Annotated in this window: 22 protein-coding genes and 1 other RNA gene; 15 read left to right on the top strand and 8 right to left on the bottom strand. The window is 60.2% G+C overall.

Annotated elements, in window-relative coordinates; genetic code table 11:
* Positions 1 to 4: 4 nt before the first annotated feature.
* From mtgA to GRI65_RS11580, 3 genes are all read right to left on the bottom strand, one after another.
* Complete coding sequence (gene mtgA / locus GRI65_RS11570; protein ID WP_160756730.1) at positions 5 to 673, bottom strand: monofunctional biosynthetic peptidoglycan transglycosylase; 669 nt, start codon at positions 671 to 673, stop codon at positions 5 to 7.
* Positions 674 to 769: 96 nt separating this feature from the next.
* Positions 770 to 1,729, bottom strand: a complete 960-nt coding sequence (rpoH, locus tag GRI65_RS11575) for an RNA polymerase sigma factor RpoH (RefSeq protein ID WP_160756731.1) — start codon at positions 1,727 to 1,729, stop codon at positions 770 to 772.
* 59 nt (positions 1,730 to 1,788) lie between these two features.
* Complete coding sequence (locus tag GRI65_RS11580; RefSeq protein ID WP_160756732.1) at positions 1,789 to 2,745, bottom strand: RluA family pseudouridine synthase; 957 nt, start codon at positions 2,743 to 2,745, stop codon at positions 1,789 to 1,791.
* Between GRI65_RS11580 and GRI65_RS11585 the strand changes: the two genes are divergently transcribed.
* The 5 genes from GRI65_RS11585 to GRI65_RS11605 all read left to right on the top strand — a co-directional run bounded on the left by GRI65_RS11585 (position 2,735) and on the right by GRI65_RS11605 (position 5,665).
* Positions 2,735 to 3,220 (top strand): M67 family metallopeptidase, encoded by a 486-nt coding sequence (locus GRI65_RS11585; RefSeq protein ID WP_232844116.1) that lies wholly within the window; start codon positions 2,735 to 2,737, stop codon positions 3,218 to 3,220. The two genes, GRI65_RS11580 and GRI65_RS11585, sit on opposite strands and share 11 nt — an antisense overlap.
* A gap of 37 nt (positions 3,221 to 3,257) precedes the next feature.
* Positions 3,258 to 3,914, top strand: a complete 657-nt coding sequence (locus GRI65_RS11590; protein ID WP_160756733.1) for a histidine phosphotransferase family protein — start codon at positions 3,258 to 3,260, stop codon at positions 3,912 to 3,914.
* Between the two features lie 49 nt (positions 3,915 to 3,963).
* Entirely contained in the window at positions 3,964 to 4,668 is a 705-nt protein-coding gene (locus tag GRI65_RS11595) for an N-acetylmuramoyl-L-alanine amidase (RefSeq protein ID WP_160756734.1), read from the top strand.
* A gap of 6 nt (positions 4,669 to 4,674) precedes the next feature.
* Positions 4,675 to 5,143: RNase P RNA component class A (gene rnpB / locus GRI65_RS11600), an RNA gene on the top strand.
* Between the two features lie 153 nt (positions 5,144 to 5,296).
* Positions 5,297 to 5,665 (top strand): PRC-barrel domain-containing protein, encoded by a 369-nt coding sequence (locus GRI65_RS11605; protein ID WP_232844117.1) that lies wholly within the window; start codon positions 5,297 to 5,299, stop codon positions 5,663 to 5,665.
* A gap of 88 nt (positions 5,666 to 5,753) precedes the next feature.
* On the opposite strand, the gene GRI65_RS11610 is transcribed toward GRI65_RS11605, so the two are convergent.
* Complete coding sequence (locus GRI65_RS11610) at positions 5,754 to 6,557, bottom strand: metallophosphoesterase family protein (protein ID WP_160756735.1); 804 nt, start codon at positions 6,555 to 6,557, stop codon at positions 5,754 to 5,756.
* Between the two features lie 378 nt (positions 6,558 to 6,935).
* On the opposite strand from GRI65_RS11610, the gene GRI65_RS11615 reads away from it, so the two are divergent.
* Positions 6,936 to 7,679, top strand: coding sequence for a TorF family putative porin (locus GRI65_RS11615; protein ID WP_160756736.1), 744 nt, complete (start codon positions 6,936 to 6,938; stop codon positions 7,677 to 7,679).
* 57 nt (positions 7,680 to 7,736) lie between these two features.
* Here GRI65_RS11615 and GRI65_RS11620 read toward each other — a convergent pair whose 3' ends face one another.
* Positions 7,737 to 8,387, bottom strand: a complete 651-nt coding sequence (locus tag GRI65_RS11620; RefSeq protein WP_232844160.1) for an SIMPL domain-containing protein — start codon at positions 8,385 to 8,387, stop codon at positions 7,737 to 7,739.
* Between the two features lie 220 nt (positions 8,388 to 8,607).
* Here GRI65_RS11620 and GRI65_RS11625 point away from each other — a divergent pair, with 220 nt between their 5' ends.
* Entirely contained in the window at positions 8,608 to 9,045 is a 438-nt protein-coding gene (locus GRI65_RS11625; RefSeq protein ID WP_160756738.1) for a VOC family protein, read from the top strand.
* Between the two features lie 21 nt (positions 9,046 to 9,066).
* Here the strand turns inward: GRI65_RS11625 and nhaA are convergent, their stop codons facing one another.
* Positions 9,067 to 10,278 carry a Na+/H+ antiporter NhaA gene (gene nhaA / locus GRI65_RS11630; RefSeq protein WP_160756739.1) on the bottom strand — a complete coding sequence of 404 codons (1,212 nt, stop codon included), beginning with the start codon at positions 10,276 to 10,278 and terminating at the stop codon, positions 9,067 to 9,069.
* A 210-nt stretch (positions 10,279 to 10,488) separates the two neighbouring features.
* Here nhaA and GRI65_RS11635 point away from each other — a divergent pair, with 210 nt between their 5' ends.
* The 4 genes from GRI65_RS11635 to GRI65_RS11650 all read left to right on the top strand — a co-directional run bounded on the left by GRI65_RS11635 (position 10,489) and on the right by GRI65_RS11650 (position 14,416).
* On the top strand, positions 10,489 to 10,800 hold the full coding sequence (locus GRI65_RS11635; RefSeq protein WP_160756740.1) for a hypothetical protein: 312 nt from the start codon (positions 10,489 to 10,491) through the stop codon (positions 10,798 to 10,800).
* Between the two features lie 140 nt (positions 10,801 to 10,940).
* Positions 10,941 to 11,855 (top strand): sulfite exporter TauE/SafE family protein, encoded by a 915-nt coding sequence (locus GRI65_RS11640; protein ID WP_160756741.1) that lies wholly within the window; start codon positions 10,941 to 10,943, stop codon positions 11,853 to 11,855.
* A gap of 32 nt (positions 11,856 to 11,887) precedes the next feature.
* Positions 11,888 to 12,628 (top strand): TIGR02186 family protein, encoded by a 741-nt coding sequence (locus tag GRI65_RS11645; protein WP_232844161.1) that lies wholly within the window; start codon positions 11,888 to 11,890, stop codon positions 12,626 to 12,628.
* 96 nt (positions 12,629 to 12,724) lie between these two features.
* Positions 12,725 to 14,416: an ATP-binding protein gene (locus GRI65_RS11650; protein WP_408609049.1), complete on the top strand. Its 1,692-nt coding sequence runs from the start codon at positions 12,725 to 12,727 to the stop codon at positions 14,414 to 14,416.
* 102 nt (positions 14,417 to 14,518) lie between these two features.
* Here GRI65_RS11650 and GRI65_RS11655 read toward each other — a convergent pair whose 3' ends face one another.
* Positions 14,519 to 15,253, bottom strand: coding sequence for a 7-carboxy-7-deazaguanine synthase QueE (locus GRI65_RS11655; RefSeq protein ID WP_160756743.1), 735 nt, complete (start codon positions 15,251 to 15,253; stop codon positions 14,519 to 14,521).
* 148 nt (positions 15,254 to 15,401) lie between these two features.
* The gene (locus GRI65_RS11660; RefSeq protein ID WP_160756744.1) at positions 15,402 to 18,113 is read right to left on the bottom strand and encodes a valine--tRNA ligase; all 2,712 of its coding nucleotides are present in this window, start codon (positions 18,111 to 18,113) and stop codon (positions 15,402 to 15,404) included.
* A 133-nt stretch (positions 18,114 to 18,246) separates the two neighbouring features.
* On the opposite strand from GRI65_RS11660, the gene GRI65_RS11665 reads away from it, so the two are divergent.
* From GRI65_RS11665 to GRI65_RS11680, 4 genes are read left to right on the top strand one after another with little or no spacing between them, the layout of a single operon-like run.
* On the top strand, positions 18,247 to 19,359 hold the full coding sequence (locus GRI65_RS11665; protein ID WP_332872645.1) for an ABC transporter permease: 1,113 nt from the start codon (positions 18,247 to 18,249) through the stop codon (positions 19,357 to 19,359).
* The gene (locus GRI65_RS11670; protein ID WP_160756746.1) at positions 19,356 to 20,240 is read left to right on the top strand and encodes an ABC transporter ATP-binding protein; all 885 of its coding nucleotides are present in this window, start codon (positions 19,356 to 19,358) and stop codon (positions 20,238 to 20,240) included. Before GRI65_RS11665 ends, GRI65_RS11670 begins: the two co-directional genes overlap by 4 nt.
* Before the next feature lie 9 nt (positions 20,241 to 20,249).
* Positions 20,250 to 21,197 carry an MlaD family protein gene (locus GRI65_RS11675; protein WP_160756747.1) on the top strand — a complete coding sequence of 316 codons (948 nt, stop codon included), beginning with the start codon at positions 20,250 to 20,252 and terminating at the stop codon, positions 21,195 to 21,197.
* Positions 21,194 to 21,859, top strand: a complete 666-nt coding sequence (locus GRI65_RS11680; RefSeq protein WP_232844118.1) for an ABC-type transport auxiliary lipoprotein family protein — start codon at positions 21,194 to 21,196, stop codon at positions 21,857 to 21,859. The genes GRI65_RS11675 and GRI65_RS11680 overlap by 4 nt, the downstream gene beginning before the upstream one ends.
* The last annotated feature ends 1 nt before the right edge of the window (position 21,860 follow it).

Below are 21,860 nucleotides of genomic sequence, written 5' to 3' on the forward strand. Positions count from 1 at the left end.
GGGGTCAGTCGTACACGCAGGCGTCGAGCCCGTCACGCCGGACCACACCCATCCGGGCTGCGATAGTGTTACCGTAACGGCGGGTGAAGCCTTTCGGATTGGTTACGGATCGTTTCTGCGGCAAGGGGAGGGCCGCAGCCATACGCGCCGCTTCGGTCTTGGTCAGGCGCGCGGCGGAATGCTGGAAATAGCGCTGCGCCCCGGCTTCCGCCCCGTAAGTTCCGATGCCGGTCTCCGCGACATTAAGGTACACTTCCATGATCCGCTGTTTGCCCCAGATCGTTTCGATCAGGAAAGTGAACCACGCTTCCAGCCCTTTGCGGAAATAGCCCCCGCCTTGCCACAGGAAGACATTCTTTGCGGTTTGCTGGCTGATCGTAGAACCCCCGCGGATGCGGCCACCTTCGGCGTTACGCTTGATGGCCTGCTCGATCGCTTCCTGGTCGAAGCCGTTGTGACTGCAAAACTTTCCGTCCTCCGCAGCGATCACCGCGGTCACCATGTTGCGATCGATGTTGCCGAGTGATTCCCAGTCCTTGGTAATCCCGTCACCGTTGAGGATCATGGTGGCGGTGACCGGCGGCGGCACGAATTTGAACAGCAGCACCAGCGCGAGACTGATGCCGATGAACCATAGAACGATTTTGACGAGTAGTTTGGCAGCCCGGATCATCGCGGAGTGATAACAACCTCCGGTACACTCGGCCAAACAAAAACGGCCCCGATCGCTGTTTCGCGATCGGGGCCGTCCATGATTATGCAGTGAGGATTAAGCTGCGGTTGGCATCAGCCGTTCGCCTGCGATTGTTTTCATCGCCTTCTGCAGCTTTTCAAACGCGCGCACTTCGATCTGGCGAATACGTTCGCGGCTGACGGAATACACCTGGCTGAGTTCTTCCAGCGTCTGCGGATTGTCCGTCAGGCGCCGCTCGGTCAAGATGTGTTTTTCACGGTCGTTGAGGCTATCCATCGCTTCGCCCAGCATCTCATGCCTAACCGAAGCTTCTTCGGCTTCCGCAACCATCTCGTCCTGCAACGGACCGTCGTCGGTGAGCCAATCCTGCCACTGGCCACCACCATCTTCATCGCCGCGCATCTGGACGTTGAGGGACGCATCGCCGCCCATCATCATCCGGCGGTTCATGTTGATGACTTCCTGCTCCGGAACGCCCAGATCGGTCGCAATCTTGGTCACGTCATCGGGGTGGAGGTCCGAATCCTCATAGGCTTCGAGCTGTTTCTTCATCCGGCGCAAGTTGAAGAACAGTTTCTTCTGTGCGGCGGTTGTGCCCATCTTGACCAGCGACCAGCTGCGCAGGATGAATTCCTGCATGCTCGCCTTGATCCACCACATCGCATAGGTGGCGAGGCGAAAGCCGCGATCGGGTTCGAATTTCTTGACGCCCTGCATCAGCCCAACATTCCCTTCGGAAATCAGGTCACTGACGGGCAAGCCATAACCGCGGTAACCCATGGCGATTTTCGCCACGAGCCGCAGGTGCGAGGTTACCAGCTGCGCTGCCGCCTCGGGATCTTCATGTTCGGCATAACGCTTGGCGAGCATGTATTCCTGCTCGGGCGTCAGAATGGGGAATTTCTTGATCTCGGCCAGATAGCGGTTGATGCTCTGCTCACCGCTGAGTGCCGGAACGGTTAAACTTTTCTTGGTGCTCACTTCTTCCCTAACCTTTCTTGCGTCGACTCGCGATGCCAGACCCCTGATGGGCATCCGTCCGTGCGGGCCACATGGTTACATATAGAGGATTTCTTCGCGTCTTGAAGCGCGTTTCATCGATTTAAACGAACGGTTTCGTCGATCAGTTCCCTCATATCCGCGGGCATTTCGGCGTGAAATTCGTGCTTTTCATCCGTAACCGGGTGGAGGAAGCCAAGCGAGGCGGCGTGAAGTGCCTGCCGGGCAAAGCCGAGATCGCGTAAAACCGGCCGTAATTGCGAAGGTGTCCGTCCATAGATTGGATCCCCTAATAGCGGGTGTCCGATTGACGAAAGATGAACCCGTACCTGGTGGGTGCGGCCAGTTTCGAGGCGGCATTCAATCAGCGTTGAAAACCGCAAGGGTTTCAGGGTCTTATAATGCGTGACCGCGCGCTTTCCGCGGGACGAAACATCATCCAGCGTCATCATTTTCTTGCGGTTGTGATCCGACCGGCCAATGCGCTTTTCGATGGTCCCGGATGGCGGCGCGGGGTGTCCGGCGCAGACTGCCACATACGTCCGCTCGATCGAGTGGTCGGCGAACTGCCGGGCCAGACCTTCATGTGCCGCAGTAGTTTTTGCAGCCACCAGCAAACCAGAAGTGTCCTTATCGATCCGGTGGACGATGCCGGGGCGTGCCACCCCTCCGATACCGGACAACTGGCCGCGGCAATGGTGCAGCAGGGCATTGACCAAGGTGCCGTCATGGTTCCCGGCGGCAGGATGCACCACCAGGCCCGCGGGCTTGTTGACCACGATCAGGTGCTCGTCCTCGAACACAATATCGAGCGGGATGTCCTGCGCCTGAGCAGCGGCTTCGACCGGCGGGGGCAGGGTGATGGTGAAATGCGCCCCGGGTTGCATCTTCTTGGACGGGTTGGAGGCGGTGGTCTTGCCGACCACGATCGCGCCCTCGGCCATCAGCGCCTTGATTCGCTCCCTCGACAGGCCTGACGCCTCGGCCAGCCCCTTGTCCAAGCGCTGGGCGGGTTCCGGCAATATCCCGGTGATCGTTTCGATGTCAGTCACCCGGCCCCACTATCCGTTCCCCCGCGGCTTGTCGAAGGACAGTTTTGCATTATGGCTGGCGGACACGATGGAAGATCCGACGAAGGTCACAATTCCCGCCCGTTTACTCGGTGCGCTTCACGCCGAAGCGGCAAAGGCGGCCCCGCGCGAAGCGTGCGGCATCCTCCTGGGGAATGGGCACGATATCGAGCGCATCAGTCCGGCCGCCAATGTCCATTCAGAACCGGAAGCCCGCTTCGAGATCGACCCCCGCGCCTTGATCGACGCATACCGGGACGCGCGCGGCGGCGGTCCGCAAGTCCTCGGGTATTATCACTCGCACCCCGCCGGCCCGCCCGAGCCATCATCCACTGACCGCGCCATGGCGGCGGCAGACGGGAGCATCTGGGCAATTATCGGGCTGGGCCGAGTGGAGTTCTGGCGCGATGGGCCTTCCGGTTTCGTACCGGTTGGCTATAGCTGCCCGGCCCGCTAAGACGGTTAACCACACTCAAATCCGGAAACTTTCTCGCATGAACACTGCCTCCGTCGATCTTGCCGCAATGCTATGCTCCCGCCTTTGTCACGACTTGCTAAGTCCGGTGGGCGCGCTGAGCAACGGCCTGGAGCTGCTGGCGGACGAGAAGGACCCTGAAATGCGTGCGCGGTGTTTCGAATTGCTCGAACAAAGTGCCAGGATCAGCACCGACAAGTTGAAATTTTTCCGCCTGGCATTTGGCGCTGCGGGCGGCTTCGGCGAATTTGTGGACATCCAGGAGCCCAAGGCGCTGGTCGAAGCGCTGGTGGCGGACAAGCCCAAGGTGCAGGTGAACTGGGCTTTCGCTGCGGACAAGCTGCCCAAGGACGCGGTCAAGGTTCTGCTTAATTTCTCGCATATCGCAATCGACGCACTGGTGCGCGGAGGAACGCTGGATATCGGCGCGGAACTGCGTGACGGGGCGAGCGAAATCGTGGTCCGCGCGGCTGGCCCGAAGATCGCCTTCGACGATACGATTGGCAAGGCGCTGGAAGGCACGCTGCCCGCCAGCGAACTCTCCAGCCGGACCGCACCGGCGCACATGATTTACATGGTGGCGAACGCGGCAGGCGGCGGGCTGCAGTACCAGCGTACCGACGAAGCGCTGGTGCTGGGTGCTGTATTGCCTCAACCCGAAGGCATGATCGGGTGAACTTCCGGCGGGGACTTGCTCGACACGCTGCGAACGAGCGGCCCCTTCAGTGAAGGACGAACTCGTCCACCGCGAAGTGTTATCGCCGAACTTTGGCGAACGGCAACTGCCGATCTCGATGGTCGTGATCCATTACACCGAAATGGCCGATGCTGAGGTGGCCCTGCAGCGCATGTGCGACCCCGATACGGAGGTCAGCGCGCATTACCTGATTAGTGAAGCGGGCGAGGTTACCCGGTTGGTTCCGGAGGACAAGCGGGCCTGGCACGCGGGCGCGAGTTACTGGCGCGGCCACAAGGATGTGAATTCCGCCAGCATCGGGATCGAACTGGATCACCCCGGCCACGCCCTGGGTTACCGCCCATTCGCCGAGCCCCAGATTGATTCACTGGTTCCCCTGTTGGCGCGGATCGTGAAGGAATACGACATCCCGCGTGCCAATGTGATCGGCCATTCCGACGTTGCCCCGGCGCGCAAGACCGATCCGGGCGAATTGTTTCCGTGGGAGCGCCTGGCGGAATATGGCCTCGCGCTGCCGACTCCCGACATCCGGATGGGCGACCCGTTCGACAACGACGGTGCGTTCTACATGGCGCTGGAACGCTGGGGCTACGACATTACCGACGGTCACAAGGCGGTCGAAGCGTTTCAGCGACGTTGGCGCCCCCACCGTATCGACGGCGAGATTGACGGACAGTTGCGCGCCATCCTTTTCCAATTGCTCTTGGATCGCGACCGCGGAACCGCTAGATAGGAATTGCCAGGGGGCCGGGCAGCCGCGTTATCCGCAAGGATACCGAGGAAAGTCCGGGCTCCACGAAACAAGGGCGGCGGGTAATGCCCGCCGGGTTAAAGTCTCCGGGTGCGAGCCTGGGGTCCCAAACCTAGGGAAAGTGCCACAGAGAGTATACCGCCTCAGCTCGTCCTGAGCTTGTCGAAGGACCGGAGGTAAGGGTGAAAGGGTGCGGTAAGAGCGCACCGCGCGGCTGGCAACAGCAGCGGCATGGTAAACCCCGTCCGGAGCAAAGCCAAATAGGGGCGGCGCGCCGATGGCTTTACGTCAGAGGCAGATGTGTTTTGCATCGATCGTCCGGGTTGGCTGCTTGAGCCGTATGGCAACATGCGGTCTAGATGAATGGCTGCCCCTGCGCGGCCGGTCCGCCCCCAGGGAAACCTGGGTTTGGATACCGCGCGCAGGACAGAACCCGGCTTACAGGCCCCCTGGCAATTTCGACCTTTCTAATGGTCTCGCTATCCCTCCCGTCTCCCGGCGAAACGGAAACAATTTTCCGGTGTCTGCATTGGTCAGGTATAGCCGGGGTTATCCTTTATTCGCAGCGCCTTGACCCGGCTCCGGCGCTACATGACGAAGGAGAGAAGCCATGATGCTTGATGAAAGAGTTCGCGGTAGCAACCTTATTGGAAGCGACCGTGTTGAAGGCACCGACGTGTTTGGCCGAGACGGCAACAAGATGGGGTCCGTGCGCCGGATCATGATCGAGAAGGAAAGCGGCCAGGCCCGCGATGTCGAGATTGCCGTCGGCACATTTCTTGGCATGGGCGGTGAGTTGCACAGCCTGCCATGGGAAAAATTCGACTACGACACCGATCTCGGCGGGTACAAGCTGAACGTCACCGAAGACGAACTTCGCAACGCCCCAACTTATGGCGAATCCGAACGGGACACCGCGTATGACCGCGACTACCAGAGCCGCGCTTATGCATATTGGACTGTCACCCCTTACTGGTGATGGGTAATACGGACAGGCTCCGCTGCTTTGGTGAGCGGCGGAGCGGTCCGATAGGAACTATACGGGATTTGTTGTGAATGGGCCGTTTTCAGGCCGCAACCGGCAGGTGCTCGGAGCTTACACTGCCTTCGCGTTGGACCGCTTGGATATAGCGCCTCTCGGCACCTTCGAGGACGAGCGCCGTAAGCCGCCCGAACCGGTATGCGCCCGTGTCGATGCCGATCCGGTTGTCCCGTTCTTCAACTTTCTCGACGATGGTATGCCCGTGCACGATAACATGTGAATGCGCGCCGGAGAATCCGAGAAACGGATCGCGAATCCACAGCAGGTCCTGACGTGTCTGATCCTCCAGCGGCACTTCCGGGTTGATGCCGGCATGGACGAAAGCATAATCGCCGAGCGTCAGATACTCTTCGAATGACTGGACGAACTGGCGGTCCGCCTCGGGCACATAACGCACCATAATTGCCTGCAATTCTTCCAGCGACGCTCCATTGTAGGATTGGAGATCGACCCCGTAGCTAAGCACGGTTTCGCGGCCGCCATGTTTCAGGAAGTGCCGTAGCATATTGACGTTGTTAAAGGCCTGGAGGAACATTTCCTCATGATTGCCCGCAAGTATGCGGACATTGCGCGATGCTTGCAGCCGGCGTGCCCGGTCGATCACACCGGCGCTGTCAGGTCCGCGGTCCACCAGATCGCCCAGGAGGATGATAGTCGTTTCAGCTGGTCCGGCGTCCCGATCGTCCCGCTCGATGGCGGCGACCAATTCTTCGAACAGATCAAGCCTGCCGTGGATATCGCCGACAACATAGGCCCGCTGACCCTCGGGCAGCCGTGCGGCGGGTCCGGAAGGCTTGGAGCGGAAAAACTGACGAAAATATTCAAACATGGCGTGGTTAGGAAACCTGGTTGTGGTACTGGATAACTCTACGGCACTGCCGTTCGATCCCGGCGGTAAAATTTTATGACGACATTCTGAAATTGCTTGTGTAGCCGATTCTGTCCGGCGCTTAAGCGAGGCCTTCTTGCAGTGCAACGCCTGTCGGATTGCTGAATCAATCGGTGCGATGCTTCGTCGATCGCCCAACATATGGTGCATAAAGAGCACAGTGTAAGTCTTCGCGTGACGAGAGGCGCAATTTCTCTTGTGCGGTGCACAACAATGCGGCAAGTTTATTGCGTATTTGTTAGAGTTCGCACAGCAAATGATGCAGCCAGCAGACACGCAGGTGGGACGAAGCAACTCACACAAACAAGGAAGTTTGTCATGCTAACGTCCATTCGCAGCCTCACCGCTGCAACTATTCTTTCTACTTCGGCACTTTTCGCGGTTCCGGCCTTTGCGCAGGAAGAAAGCGAATCGTCGATTACGGTTTCTGCCAACGTCGCTATCGCCAGCGAATACCGGTTCCGCGGCGTCGACCTGTCTGGCGGCGATCTTGCCATCCAGGGCGGCGTCGATGTTGCTCACGATTCGGGCTTTTACATTGGCACCTGGGCGTCCTCGCTGGATGAGGACACGGTAGGGTACGGCGCAACCGAACTCGACATCTATGGCGGATGGAGCGGCAACGTGACCGAAGGGCTCGCGCTCGACGTCGGGGTGATTCAGTATATCTATCCCAACGCTGGTCCGGGCGAATTCGATTATACCGAATTCTATAGCTCGCTCGGCTTCACTTTTGGGCCTGCCGAAGCGACTGTCGGCGTGGCCTATGCGCCCGAGCAGGATTCGCTTGGCGGGACGGACAACCTCTATCTCTACACCGATCTCGGCGTCGGCATTCCCGGCACTCCGGTCACCGTTACCGGCCATCTGGGTTACACCGATGGCTTCCTGACCTACACCAACGACAGCAAGGCTTTCGACTGGTCGATCGGCGCGGAAGCAGCCGTCTACGGTCCGGTCAGCGTTGGTGTTGCGTACATCGGTGCCGAAGGTGACATCCCCGTAGGCGCCTACGATTTCGTCGATGACGCTTTCGTGTTCACCCTGAGCGCCAGCTTCTAAGCGGACGTTACAGAGTCAAAAAGGGGTTCGCGCCATAACGGCGCGGACCCCTTTTATTTAGTTCAGCAGAAAGTTGACTGTGGTCACCACCCGGACTTTTTTGAACGGTGTATCGGAGACACCCCAGCCGCCGACATCCCCGTCGCGGGCCTCGATGGTGAAATACCCTTGTGTCGCGTCGCTGATTGCGCCGACACCGGTACCGCTATCCTCCGCGAATTGTTCCGCCGACGAGCGCGCATCCCGAGTGGCCTCCGCCACCATCTCCGGCTTGATCTCGTTCAGCTTCGTGAATGAATAGGCCATGGCAGACCCTTCCTCGAGGAATACTCCTCGATTGACCAGGTCGAACTGGCGGCTGACAGCTTTCTGCGCGCGGTCGATATCGGTTGTGCGCAGCGACAGCCGCTGCCGTACCGTATAGCTGGTCACCCCTTCATAGGTGTTGCTCGCGACATTGGCCCCGGTCGGCTGCAGTTCAGCGCCGGGGAAGCCGAGGTCGGCGAAGAATTTCTCGATCGTTGCAGTGTCCTGGCGCACTTTCTCCTGAGCGGTGGCGAGGTCAGTTGAAGTAGTCGCATAGGAGATCGTCCAGGTCGCCAGATCTGCAGTCACGTCACGTTCCGCAAGGCCGCGCACGGTCACCGCATGTTCGGCTTCCTTGGCGCGCAACAGTCCATTGCCGAGGAGGTAGCCGCCAACGATCATTCCTGCCGAAAGGATCGCAGCAGTTCCGAGCCAGCGCAGCGTTAGTGGATCCTTGAAATAGTTTCGGCGCTCGAGAGAACCATCGCTTGCTCTGCCCGTTGCTTGATCAGAAAGTCCATTCATCGAATCGTCCCTCGAGTAACTCGGCGTGGCGCCTCATCTGCGATGAAATGTGCATTTCTGTCGATGAACTGATTTTGAACGAAAAGGCGACTACCAGATGACCCATTACCTCCACACCATGATCCGCGTCTCCGATCCAGATGCCACGGTAAGGTTCTTCAACCTCATCGGCCTGGAGGAGACGCGGCGTTTCGACAGTGAGAAAGGCCGGTTCACCCTGATTTTTCTCGCGGCGCCGGGACAAGAGGGGGTAGCGGAAGTCGAATTGACGTACAACTGGCCGCCAGAGGATGGCAGCGCTTCGGAAGAATACAGCGGGGGGCGAAACTTCGGCCATCTCGCTTACCGCGTCGATAACGTTTATGAAACGTGTCAGCGGCTGATGGACGCGGGGGTGACGATCAACCGCCCGCCCCGCGATGGACATATGGCCTTTGTCCGTTCGCCCGACGGCATTTCTGTCGAACTTCTTCAGGAAGGCAACCTGCCGCCGCAGGAACCCTGGGCAAGCATGGAAAACACTGGCAGCTGGTAGGGTGGTAAACCCGCGCGCCGCCTAATCCTGGTTGCCGTACCGCTCCTTGGGATGGGCTGTAGTCATGCGCAGGATCGTGAAACCGACGACCGCCGAGATGAGCGAGCCGAGCAACGTGCCGATCTTCGCTTCATCGATCAGCAGGCGGTAACCGGGGAAGGCGAGTTCGCCGATAAACAGCGACATGGTGAAGCCGATCCCACACAGGATTGACACACCCCATACCTCGGGCCAACTCGCATTGTGCGGGCGTTCTGCAAAACCGATCCGGTCGGCAATCCAGATGGCGCTGAATATCCCGATCTGCTTGCCGAGGAACAGTCCTGCCGCGATCGCAATCGGCAAGGGCGCGAGGATTCCAGCGAGACCGATACCCGCCAGCGCAACGCCGGCGTTGGCGAAGCCGAAGATGGGCACGATCAGGTAGGCACTCCACGGCGCCATGGAATGTTCGATGCGCTCGAGCATGGTGTTATCGTTCTTGCCCACCATCGGGATGGTCAGCGCTGCGACCACCCCTGCAATGGTCGCATGAACGCCTGAATTGAGCACCATGTACCACAGCACGATGGCGAGACCGATGAACAGCGCGGTGTTGGTGATGCGCATCCGGTTGAGCCCGAACATGACGCCGACAGTCACGAGCGCGGCGATCAGCCACGCCAGCTTGATGCCTGGCGTATAGACAAGGGCGATGACCAGCACCGCGCCGATATCATCGACAATGGCTACGGTCAGCAGGAACAGTCGCAGCGACGCTGGAACCCGATTGCCGAGCAGCCCGAGAACGCCCATCGCGAAGGCGATATCGGTCGCGGCGGGAATTGCCCAACCGTCCAGCAGACGGGCGGGTTCATTCCAAACAAAGAAGGAGTAGACGAGCGCCGGGATTGCCATCCCCGCCGCTGCGGCAAGGATGGGCAGGCGCCGCTGTTCGTTGGTCGAGAGCTGGCCCTCGATCCATTCGCGCTTGACCTCAAGTCCGACGACGAAAAAGAAGATCGCCATCAAACCGTCGTTGATCCATAGGTGCGCGGTGTTCAGCTTGGCGATCGGTGTCCATGGCAGCGCGCCGTGGAACAAGTGAAAGTATTCGGACGCCAGCGGCGAATTCGCCATCGCCATTGCCGCGGCAGCTACCACGATGAGCAGGATGCCTGCCGAGGCATCGCCGACAAACAGGGCGCGCACGGGCGCGAAAAATTCGCGAAGGGGGGGAGTTGTCTTTGCCATAATCAGATGCGGCCCCCTCTTTCGCAAATCTTTGCGCGTTGCAAGCTTCCTAAGCCTCCGGGAGGAACAAATACCTATAGGGGGCACTGTTTTGACTTTCGGAGCTTTTACGGCTTTTGAGTGGCTTATGCTGTTTCAGCATGAGTTGTTGCTGTTTGCCGTGGTGTTTTTTCTCATTGGTGCGGCGGATGAGATCTGCATGTATCTGGCATGGTCGTGGAACTAAGGCCGGCTGCGTTCGTGGTGACCGAGATTCCGCCGGTATCCTTGCCATTCGGATTGCGCGGCGAGACCCACCTCGCGGCAGGATACGTCGGCGGCGATTTCGCGACCGCGTTTGTTGACGAGCAGGCAAAGGTCGATCGCGACTTTCTGCGTTTCGATAGCGGTAGTTTGCGAGCCGGAGCGGGCGCGTGGGGCGGAGCGCAAAAAGGAGGCGCCCGGCTCGACATCGGACCGAGCGCTTCGGTTAACGTCCAGTTGAGGCAAGTACCCGTCCGTCTAGCAGTTGACACCGTCTGAGCGCAGCAGGTGACGCTCAGCCCAAGTCCGGCGTCGCGATCACGCTCACGACCGGCTTTTGACCCGCGCATGGCGGTTTAACCGGATGCCTTGCACGGTTCAGCTTTAATCCACTGCGGGCGTGGTTTAGGGCAACGTTAATGGACGTCTATCTTCCTATCGCGAATTTGTCAGTCAACGGGCTGGTTATCGTGCTGTTGGGCATGATCACCGGCGTGCTGTCCGGCTTGTTCGGGGTCGGCGGCGGGTTCCTGACCACACCGCTGATGATCTTCTATGGCATCCCCCCTACCGTCGCCGCGGCATCCGCTTCGACCCAGGTGACGGGGGCCAGCGTGTCCGGAGTCTTTGCCCACCGGCGGCGCGGCGGGGTGGATTACCGGATGGGCACCGTGATGGTCGTCGGCGGCATATTCGGTGCAGGGATTGGGGCGATCCTGTTTCGCTGGTTCCAGGCGATCGGCCAGATCGATATCGTGATCAACGTGCTTTACGTGCTGATGCTCGGCACCATCGGGTCGCTGATGCTGAAGGAAGCATTGCAGACGATGCTGCCCGCTGAAAAGGGCATCAGCCGGTCTGTGAAGAAGCGGCGCCATCACCCACTTGTGACCGCGCTTCCCCTTCGTTGGCGGTTCTACGGTTCGGGCCTGTACATTTCCCCGTTGGCCCCGCTCATTCTCGGCATCGTGGTGGGGATTTTGACCATGCTCATGGGTGTTGGCGGCGGATTCATCCTGGTTCCTGCGATGCTCTACATCCTCGGCATGAACGCAAATGTCGTCGTTGGAACGTCGCTGTTCCAGATATTGTTTGTAACCATTGCTACTACGATGATGCACGCGCTGACGACCCGGGCGATCGACATCGTCCTTGCGGTGCTGCTGCTGCTAGGGTCTGTATCGGGCGCACAAATCGGGGCCAGAATTGCCCAGGTGGCTCGTCCGGAAATACTTCGGCTGGTGCTGTCTTCGATCGTCCTGATGGTGGCGCTGCGAATGCTGTTCGGTCTGGGCTTCCGGCCTGACGAGATTTTCACTGTGGTTTCTCTATGAACCTAGTCCGGTCATTTCTCGCAATCTGCGTTATGGCGCTTTGCCTGGCCGAGCCGGCCAGTGCCCAGCGCGATCCCATCCTTGTGCCGGAAGTTTCGCAGCACGAAGTGCAGGTGCGGCAGGGTTTCGTCGGCACGGAGTTGTTGCTATTTGGCGCGATCCTCGACCCGAGCGGCGCACGCGCGGGGCGGGATTACGAAATCGTCGTGGTGCTCAAGGGCCCGACCGGAGCGATCCGGGTGCGCGAGAAGGAACGCATCGGCGGCATCTGGATCAATGCCACCACCACCGATTTCCGGTCCGCCCCGTCATTCTTCGCGGTCGCCTCCTCGGCGCCGATTTCGGAGATCGTGGATGAACGGACTGCCGCAATCTACGAACTGGGGCTTGGTTTCATCCAGCTCTCGCCGACGGGAACGATCGATCCCGAAGAGCAGACGAAATTTACCGAAGGACTCGTCGACCTGCGCCAGCGCGAAGGGCTGTACAAGGAAGACATGGGCGGAGTGCAGATCAACGAACAGGTGCTGTACCAGGCGCGCATTTCGCTGCCCTCCAATGTCCAGACCGGCACCTACACCGCCGAGACCTTCGCGATCACCCGGGGCCGCGTGATTGCATCTGCAATTGCGGAGGTCGAGGTCAGGAAGGTCGGCTTCGAACGGTTCGTCGAGGTGTTCTCCCAAAAGCAGGCCTTTTTCTACGGCCTGATCGCGGTGTTCCTGTCGATTTTCATGGGCTGGATGGCCGGACGTGTCTTTGCGATGATGTGACGATTTCCCGGCTGACGCGCAGGGCAGTCGTTGACGCGATATTAACCCTCCGCGGACTACCAATCAGATACTGTTCAACGGGAAAAATACCTAATCATGACTGATATGGCTCACGGAAACCTTCACCGGCCTGACGCGGATAGCGCGCTTCCCGGCCATACGTCTTCCGGATTGAATACGGCCGACAACGCGGTGCGCCCGATCGGGGTAGTGCTGGAAATCGCCGGTTCCGGTTCGCAAATTGCGCTTGATCTCGATCGGCTGAACGAATGCATGGCCGATGACGATCCGTCGATCGGCTTGGCCGGTCAGGTCGGTAGCCAGATCAAGATTCGCGTGGGCAACAGCTGGCTGCTGGCCAGCGTGCGCAATCAGCGGCAGGACCGCCGGGCAGGTGGCGGGATCATCGCCAACATCGATTTCCTCGGCGAGGGCCAGGAAGAAAAATTGACCGGCAAGATCCACAGTTTCCGCCGCGGTGTGACCCGTTATCCTATTCCGGGCGCGTTGATCTATCCAGCCACGACGGCCGATTTGCGGCAGATCTACGCCAGCGATGGCCGCGCCAACATCCAGATCGGCACCGTCTATCCGACCAAGGACATTCGCGCGGGTATTTATGTCGATGCGCTGCTGGGCAAGCATTTCGCGCTGCTGGGCTCGACCGGTACCGGGAAATCGACCAGTGCGGCGCTGCTGCTGCACCGGATCTGCGAAGCCGCGCCCGAAGGCCACATCGTCATGATCGATCCGCACGGCGAATATTCTGCGGCGTTCAAGACGACCGGCAAGATCTTCGACGTCACCAATCTGCAGATGCCGTACTGGCTGATGAATTTTGAAGAGCATTGCGAAGTGCTGCTGTCCTCCAATGGCAACGAGCGGCAGGTCGATGCCGATATTCTCGCCCGGTGCCTGCTGAAAGCGCGGATGAAGAACCGGCTCGCGGAAACGATGGGCAAGATCACCGTAGATTCGCCGGTACCCTATCTGCTGTCCGACCTGTCGAACGAAATCCAGAACCAAATGGGCCAGCTGGACAAGGCAACATCCAGCGCGCCGTTCATGCGGATCAAGACCAAGCTGGACGAGTTGAAGAGCGATCCGCGCTACCAGTTCATGTTCTCCGGCATGTTGGTTGGCGACACGATGGCGGACTTCATTTCGAAGGTATTCCGCATGCCGAGCGCCGGCAAGCCGATCTCCATCATCGACGTCTCGGGTGTGCCATCGGACATTACCGCCACCGTCGTTGCCGTCCTGTCGCGGCTGGTGTTCGATTTCGCGATCTGGGGGCGTGACGAAAAGACCTCGCCGATCCTGCTCGTATGCGAAGAAGCCCACCGCTATGTTCCCAACGAAGCCAACGCCGACGGGTCTTCGGTTGGCAAGATTCTCAGCCGGATTGCCAAGGAAGGTCGTAAATACGGTATCTCGCTGGGCCTGATTACCCAGCGTCCATCCGACCTTGCCGAAGGCGTGCTGTCACAATGCGGCACGATTATTTCGATGCGCCTCAACAACGACCGCGACCAGGCTTTCGTGAAATCCGCCATGCCGGAAGGCGCGCGCGGGTTCCTCGATTCAATCCCCGCGCTGCGCAACCGAGAATGCATCATCTGCGGTGAAGGCGTGGCAATTCCGATCCGCGTTTCGTTCGATAACCTCGAGGAATCGAAGCGCCCCGCGTCGGAAGACCCAAGCTTCGTCGAGCTCTGGCGCCAGAGCGGTGGTGAAGAGGATGCTGTGCAGCGCACCGTTCAAAGGTGGCGCAGCCAAGGGGCATAGTTCTCGCTCGCGGCCAGTTAACTTCGCCAACGCCTTCGCGTTGGCGGCCGACCGGCCGGCGGCCGGTCGGCCTTTGAGCCTGCTGCCGCAGCCCTCCTTTTCTCAAGTTCCCCTGGTATCGCCGAACAGGTGGATGTGGAGGCGGTCGCTCATGCGGAAGCCGTGTTCGAGGCAGAGCGGCACCAGCCACTTTTCCCGCTCTCGCAGCGTAGCACTGTCGGTGCCTTCGGGCATCAGAAACACGCGCGCGGGCGGGATGGCGTGAGCGCGGACGAGGGCGGTCACTTCGTCCACATCACTCGGCGACGCGATCACGAATTTGAAGAACGCCCGGCTATCCGCGCTATAATGGCTGAGCCGTTCCGCCAGCAGCGCCAATTCTGCCGGATTGCCGCTGTGCGCTAGTTTCGGGCTGACGTTATATTGATCGATCCGGATATCGAGCCGGGGTGGGGCGGTGGTGGTGCCGTTGGTCTCGACCTCCACCGTCAGGTCGGGCAGCAGTTCCAGCAGCGCGGCAAGGGCAGGTGCCTGAAGCAGCGGTTCCCCGCCGGTAATCACCAGACGCCGTTGGCCAAGTTCGGTGATCCGCTGCGCAACGTCCGCTTCGCTCAGGGTGATCTGATTGGCCTTGCGGTTGAAAGTCTCGCTGATGCGATGCGGGCGATCATCGCCTTCGAAATACCAGGTGTAGGCGGTATCGCACCAGACGCAGGCTAGATTGCAGCGTGACAGGCGGATGAAAGTGCAGGGCGCACCAGCAGAAGGGCCCTCGCCTTGAACCGAGGCGAAGATCTCCGGCTCGCCGGGAACCGTAGTGGCGAGAATAAGCGCCACTAAAGCCCCCTTCTCTTCAGAGGAGGGGGTTGGGGGTGGTGACTTCGGCAATGAAGAAAACACCACCTTGCTGCGACTAGGCTCCGCTTGGCCTCGCAAAATCTCGCCTCCCCTCCACTGAAGAGGATGGGGAAAGGCCCGCCGTAGCTCACCCCAGCCGCCCCAGTGCCGCCGTAATCCGCTCGACCTCCGCGCTGTGGTGTGCGAAATCGGCCTTGGCTTTCTCGACTGCTTCAGGTTTTGCACGGTCGACGAAATTGGCGTTTCCAAGCCGCCCCTCGAGCGATTTGGCTTCCTTAGCGGACACTTCCAGTGCCTTGGTCAGACGTGACTTTTCGGCTTCGATGTCGACCAGACCTTCCAGCGGAACCACGAAACTGTCCTTACCGACGCCGATCTGCATGCCTGGGCCAGCGGGTGCCGCTTCGAAGTGGACCGCGCTGATCCGGGTAATTCGTTCGATCGCGGCCTGGTTTCCGGCGATGACGGTCTTTGCCGCTGGCGAAGGCTGCGCCAGATAGGCTTCCAGCTTGGCGCCCGGCGGTATTCCGAGTTCATTCTTGGCCGCCCGCAAGGCGCTGGTGAGCGCGATCAGCCATTCGACTTCAGCCTTCGCACTCGCGTCGACGGCGGCGTTCGGCTCGGGCCATTTGGCGGTGATCAGCGGATAATCTGCCCGGTCGCCCTGCTTGCTCCACAATTCCTCGGTTACGAACGGCATGAAGGGGTGGAGCATGACCAGGATCTGGTCGAGCACCCATCCGGCAACGACCTTGGTTTCCTCGTCAAAATTGCCCTTGATGAGCTCAATGTACCAGTCGCAGAAATTGTCCCAGACGAAGTGGTAAATTGTGTTGGCGGCGGCATCGAACCGCAGGTCGGCCAGCGCCTGATCCAGTTTCGCCAGCGTCTCGACCACCTCGCCGATAATCCAGCGGTTGACCGCGCTGGTCGCGGCGGGGGCTGCCAGAGTGGTCGATGCGCCGATGCCGTTGGCCTGGCAGAACCGGGTGGCATTCCACAGCTTGGTGGCGAAGTTGCGGTATCCCTCGACCCGCTTGTCATCCATCTTGATGTCGCGGCCCTGGCTTTCCATCGCCGCCATGAAGAACCGCAGCGCGTCCGCGCCATACTGGTCGATCAGGCCGAGCGGATCGACCACGTTCCCCTTGGATTTCGACATTTTCTGCCCGTCCGCCGCGCGCACCAACCCGTGCAGGTAAAGCCGCTTCCACGGTGCCTTGCCGGTCAGGTGCATCCCCTGCATCGCCATCCGCGCATCCCAGAAGAACAGGATGTCGAAGCCGGAGATCAGCAAATCGTTGGGATAATGCTTCTGGTAAAGCGGCGCGTTTTCGTCCGGCCAGCCAAGCGTGGCGAAGGGCCATAGGGCGGAGGAGAACCAGGTGTCGAGGACGTCGTTGTCCCGCATCAAAATAACATCGGGACCAGCTTTGGCCTGCGCTTCCTCTTCGGTCATTGCGACGAAGATTTCACCATCCGGCCCGAACCAGGCGGGAATCTGGTGGCCCCACCACAATTGACGCGACACGCACCACGGCTGGATATTCTCCATCCAGTTGAAGAAAGTCTTTTCCCAGCTTTTCGGGACGATTTCGATTTCGCCGCTGCGGACTGCGGCCAGTGGGGCCATCGCCAGTGTCTCGGCATCGACATACCATTGGTCGGTCAGCCATGGCTCGATCACCACGCCGCCGCGGTCGCCGAACGGGGTCTGTATCGTGCGCGGTTCCGCATCGTGCAATTCCTCTTCGCCTTCCTTGTTCTTCGTGACGTGCGGGATCAGATAACCCTGTTCCTTCAGCCGCTGGACCACCAATTCGCGCGCGCCGTCCAGCTTTTCTTTGCGGAAACGGTGAAGGCCGAGGAATTCATCCGGAATCAGTTCGTCCGAAGTCTGGCAGACATTCGCTTCTCCATCGAGCATGTTGAGCATCTCGCCCGGCGCGAAGCCCGCCCGTTTACCGACCTCGAAATCGTTGAAGTCATGGCCCGGGGTGATCTTCACCGCACCGCTACCCAGTTCGGGGTCGGCATGTTCGTCGGCCACGATCGGGATGCGCCGGCCGGTGATCGGCAGGGTAACGAACTTGCCGACCACGCTGGCGTAGCGTTCGTCCTTCGGGTGGACCGCCACCGCCATATCGGCGAGCATCGTTTCGGGCCGGGTAGTTGCGACCTCGATGTAATTGCGGCCGTCTGCTAGCGTTTCACCGTCGGCAAGAGGGTATTTGAAATGCCAGAAACTGCCTTTGAGCTCCTGTGTTTCGACTTCCAGATCGGAGATCGCCGTTTTCAGCTTGGGGTCCCAGTTCACCAGCCTCTTGTCGCGGTAGATCAGTCCATCGTTATAGAGGTCGACGAACACTTTCATCACCGCGTCGGAAAAGTGCGGGTCCATGGTGAATTGTTCGCGGGACCAGTCCATCGAGCAGCCAAGGCGGCGCAGCTGGCCGGTTATCGTGCCGCCGCTTTCCTCCTTCCATTGCCAGACCTTGGAAATGAAATCCTCGCGCGAATAGTTCGTGCGTTTGTCTTGCAATTCTTCCAGTTGCCGCTCGACCACCATTTGCGTGGCGATCCCGGCATGGTCGGTGCCGACCACCCACAACGCATCCTTGCCGCGCAGCCGTTCATAGCGGACCATGATGTCCTGCAGAGTGTTGTCGAGCGCGTGGCCAATATGCAGGGACCCTGTGACGTTGGGCGGCGGATTGACGATCGTAAAGGGCTGCGCATCGGGCCGTTCGGGACGGAACAGGCCCGATGCTTCCCAATGAGCGTACCACCGCTGTTCGATTGCGGCCGGGTCGAAGGTCTTTGAAAGTTCGCTGGTCATATCGCCGCAGCCTTTGCCAGCGGGGCCAGCCAGAAGCAACGATGATGAGCGCCGCATCATTGGCCGTGCAGCGCAGTATCCCGCTTGTCGTGGCGGACTTTTGCCACCATAGCTGGCACTTATGAGTTCCTCGGTGACTTCCCCGGCAGAATTTTACCTTGATGAAGGCGGCGATGGCCCGCCGCGGTTGGTGCTGACCGGCCCCTACCTGGTTTCCACCATTGGCTTCGTCGACCGCGAACTCCGCAAGATCGATGTCGAACTTGATGAGATCGATCTGTCAGGCGTTACCGAAATCGATACCGTTGGGGCGTGGACCGCAAGCCAGCTCGCCGAAAAGCACAGCGCCAAGGTGGTCGGCGCGAGCAGCCGCGCCGAGCGGCTTATAAAGGCGCTGGGCGAAAGCGCGGATTCTTCGACCGTCCGGGCGCCCCGCGAAGGCGTGATGATGCGGGTACCGCGCGCCGTGGGTGAGGGCGTCGCCAACTTCGGTGCTGGCGTCCTCACTTTGTTGAGTTTCCTGGGAGAGGTCATCGCCGGATTCGGTTCGATCATCCGGCACCCGCGCCGCTTCCGCAGGAAGGCCTTCGTGCATCAACTGGAACGGGTCGGTGTAACGTCGCTCGGGATCATCGGCCTGATGAGCTTCCTGATCGGGATCGTCGTTGCGCAGCAGGGAGCGGTGCAGCTCCAGCAATTCGGTGCGGAAATCTACACCATCAACCTGACCGGGCGGCTTACCCTGCGCGAACTGGGCGTGCTGATGACCGCGATCATGGTCGCGGGACGGTCGGGTTCTGCGTTTGCCGCGCAGATCGGCACAATGAAGCTTACCGAGGAAGTCGATGCCATGCGTACGATCGGGATTTCCCCGATCGAAGCCCTGGTGATCCCGCGGATCATGGCCGCGGTGCTGATGATGCCGCTGCTGGGTTTCTACGCCGCCTGCATGGGGATTATCGGCGGTGCTTTCATCGCCAGTATTTCCCTGGATATTCCGTTTCTGACCTTTCTGTCGCGGATACAAGAAGTCGTGCCGATGTATGACCTCTACGTCGGCATGGTCAAAGCGCCGGTGTTCGGACTGATCGTGGCGATCGCGGGCTGTTATCAGGGCATGCAGGTGTCGGGCAATTCGGAACAGGTTGGCCTGCGGACGACCAAGGCCGTGGTCCAGGCGATCTTCATGGTCATCGTCCTCGACGCGTTCTTCGCCGTGTTCTTTACGCAGATTGGCTGGGCATGAGCGACGAAGAAGAACCCCGGACCCTAAGACGGCACGAACGTTTCAAGGGGGATTTCCCGATCGTGGTGGAAGGGCTGGTCAACCGGTTCGGCAGCCAGACAGTGCACGAGAACCTCGACCTCAAGGTCCGTAACGGCGAGATATTAGGCGTGGTCGGCGGGTCCGGCACCGGCAAATCGGTGCTCATGCGCTCAATCATCGGGTTGCAGCGCCCCAACGAGGGAAACATCGACGTGTTCGGGCGGTCGATCACTGAAGCCGAAACGGACGAAGATATCCGCGCTCGCAACCGCTGGGGTGTGCTGTTCCAGGGCGGCGCGCTGTTTTCGACGCTTACGGTCGGTGAAAACGTGCAAGTGCCGATCAAGCAATTCTATCCCGAAATCAGCGAACAACTGCTGAACGAAATCGCCCGGTACAAAGTGGTCCTGTCCGGCCTGCCGGAAGATGCGGTGGACAAGTACCCATCCGAACTGTCCGGCGGCATGCGCAAGCGCGCCGGTCTCGCCCGGGCGCTCGCGATCGATCCGGAATTGCTGTTCCTGGACGAACCGACCGCCGGCCTTGATCCGATCGGCGCGGATAAATTTGACCGGCTGACCCGCGAATTGCAGCAGACGCTGGGTTTGACCGTCTTCCTGATCACTCACGATCTCGACACTCTGTATGCCATTTGTGACCGGGTGGCGGTGCTGGCGGACAAGCGGGTGATCGCGGTCGGCACGATCCCTGAACTGCTGGCAACCGACCATCCGTGGATCCAGGAATATTTCAACGGCGCACGCGGCCGCGCTGCGCAGGGGTCAATGGCCAAATCCTCTGAAAAGTCAGCGGCCAGGGCCGACAACATGATGGACAATGCGCCATCCTCAAGGGCATAGGGGCAGGCAATGGAAACACGCGCAAATCATGTCTGGGTCGGTGCCATAACTTTGTTACTGGTGGCGGCGCTGGCATTCGGTATCGTCTGGCTTTCGCGCCTTAGCGCGGAGGACCAGAACGACTACGACATCCTCTTCAAGCAATCCGTATCAGGTCTTGCCCGCGGATCCGAAGTTTCCTTTGCCGGCGTTCCCGTGGGCCAGGTGACGGGGATTTCGCTGTGGGAAACGGATCCGGAATATGTCCGGGTACGAATCAAGGTGAACGAGAAGGTGCCCATCCTGGTCGGCACAACCGCCACCATCCAGGGTTCCTTCACCGGTGTTTCGACAATCCTGCTGGATGGTGCCCGCAAGGGTGCGCCGCCGATCACCTGCGAATCCACCGCTTGCCCGGAAGGCGTGCCGTTGATCCCGCCCAAGCCCGGCGGATTGGGTGAGTTGCTCGCCAACGCGCCGCTGCTGCTGGAACGGCTGGCAACCCTGACCGAGCGCCTGACGACGGTGCTTTCGGATGATAACCAGAGCCAGATTGCCGGAATACTGCGCAACACCAACCAGATGACCGCGCAATTCGCCGAAGCCGCCCCGCAGGTGGAGCGTACGCTCGCAGAATTGCAGGTTACCTTGCGTGAATCCTCCGAAGCACTCGACGCGTTCGAGAAAGTCATGGGATCGACCGATCAATTGCTGAACAAGGAAGGTCAATCGCTCGCGGTGGAACTGCGCAGTACCCTAACCTCGGCAAGCAACGCGGCGCAGTCCCTCTCCGACACGCTGGAGGATGCGCGGCCGGTCACGAAGCAACTTACCGAAACCACGCTGCCCGCGGCCGAAGCAACCCTGCGCGATCTGCAGGCGACCAGCAAGGCGCTGCGCAAGGTGACCGAAAAGATTGAAACACAGGGCGCTACGTCCATCCTCAGCGGTCCTAAACTGCCGGACTATGAAGAATGATCACTGACGTCCTTAACGAGAAGGCCAATCCTATGTTCGATGCCCAGTGTGCGTCCAACGGAAGCCGGTTCCGGCGCAGCAGGCCCGCCGCCGGTCTGGTCCTTGCGGCCCTGGCCCTTTCGCTCTCGGGTTGTATCAGCATCGGGTCGGAGCCTCCACCGAGCTTGCTGACACTGACCCCGACCACCCAGGCCCCTGCGGGTGCGGGGCCGAGCGGGACGATCAGCGGCGCAATCATGGTCATGGAGCTGGAGGCGCCGGCAAAGCTGGCGGTCCAACGCGTCCCGGTGCAGATCGACGATTCCAGTGTGGCGTATCTAAAGGAGGCATTCTGGGTCGAACAGCCTGCCCGCCTGTTCCGCCGTCTACTTGCGGAAACTATCCGCACGCGGTCGGGCCGAATCGTGGTCGACACGGATGAAGTCGCTGTGCCGCCATCCGAAAGCGTCCGGGGGACGCTTCGGGAATTTGGTTATGACGCGCGCACCCAATCGGTCATCGTGCGGTTCGATGCGATCCGGAGCGGCGCGGGTGACCAAGTGCAGACCCGCCGTTTCGAAAGCATCGTACCGGGAGTGGCGGCGGAAGCAGCCCCTGTCGGCGACGCGATTAACCGCGCGGCCAACGATGTTGCGGGACAGGTTTCCGACTGGGTCGGCTGAC

The organism is Allopontixanthobacter sediminis (assembly GCF_009828115.1).
GTDB lineage: Bacteria > Pseudomonadota > Alphaproteobacteria > Sphingomonadales > Sphingomonadaceae > Allopontixanthobacter > Allopontixanthobacter sediminis.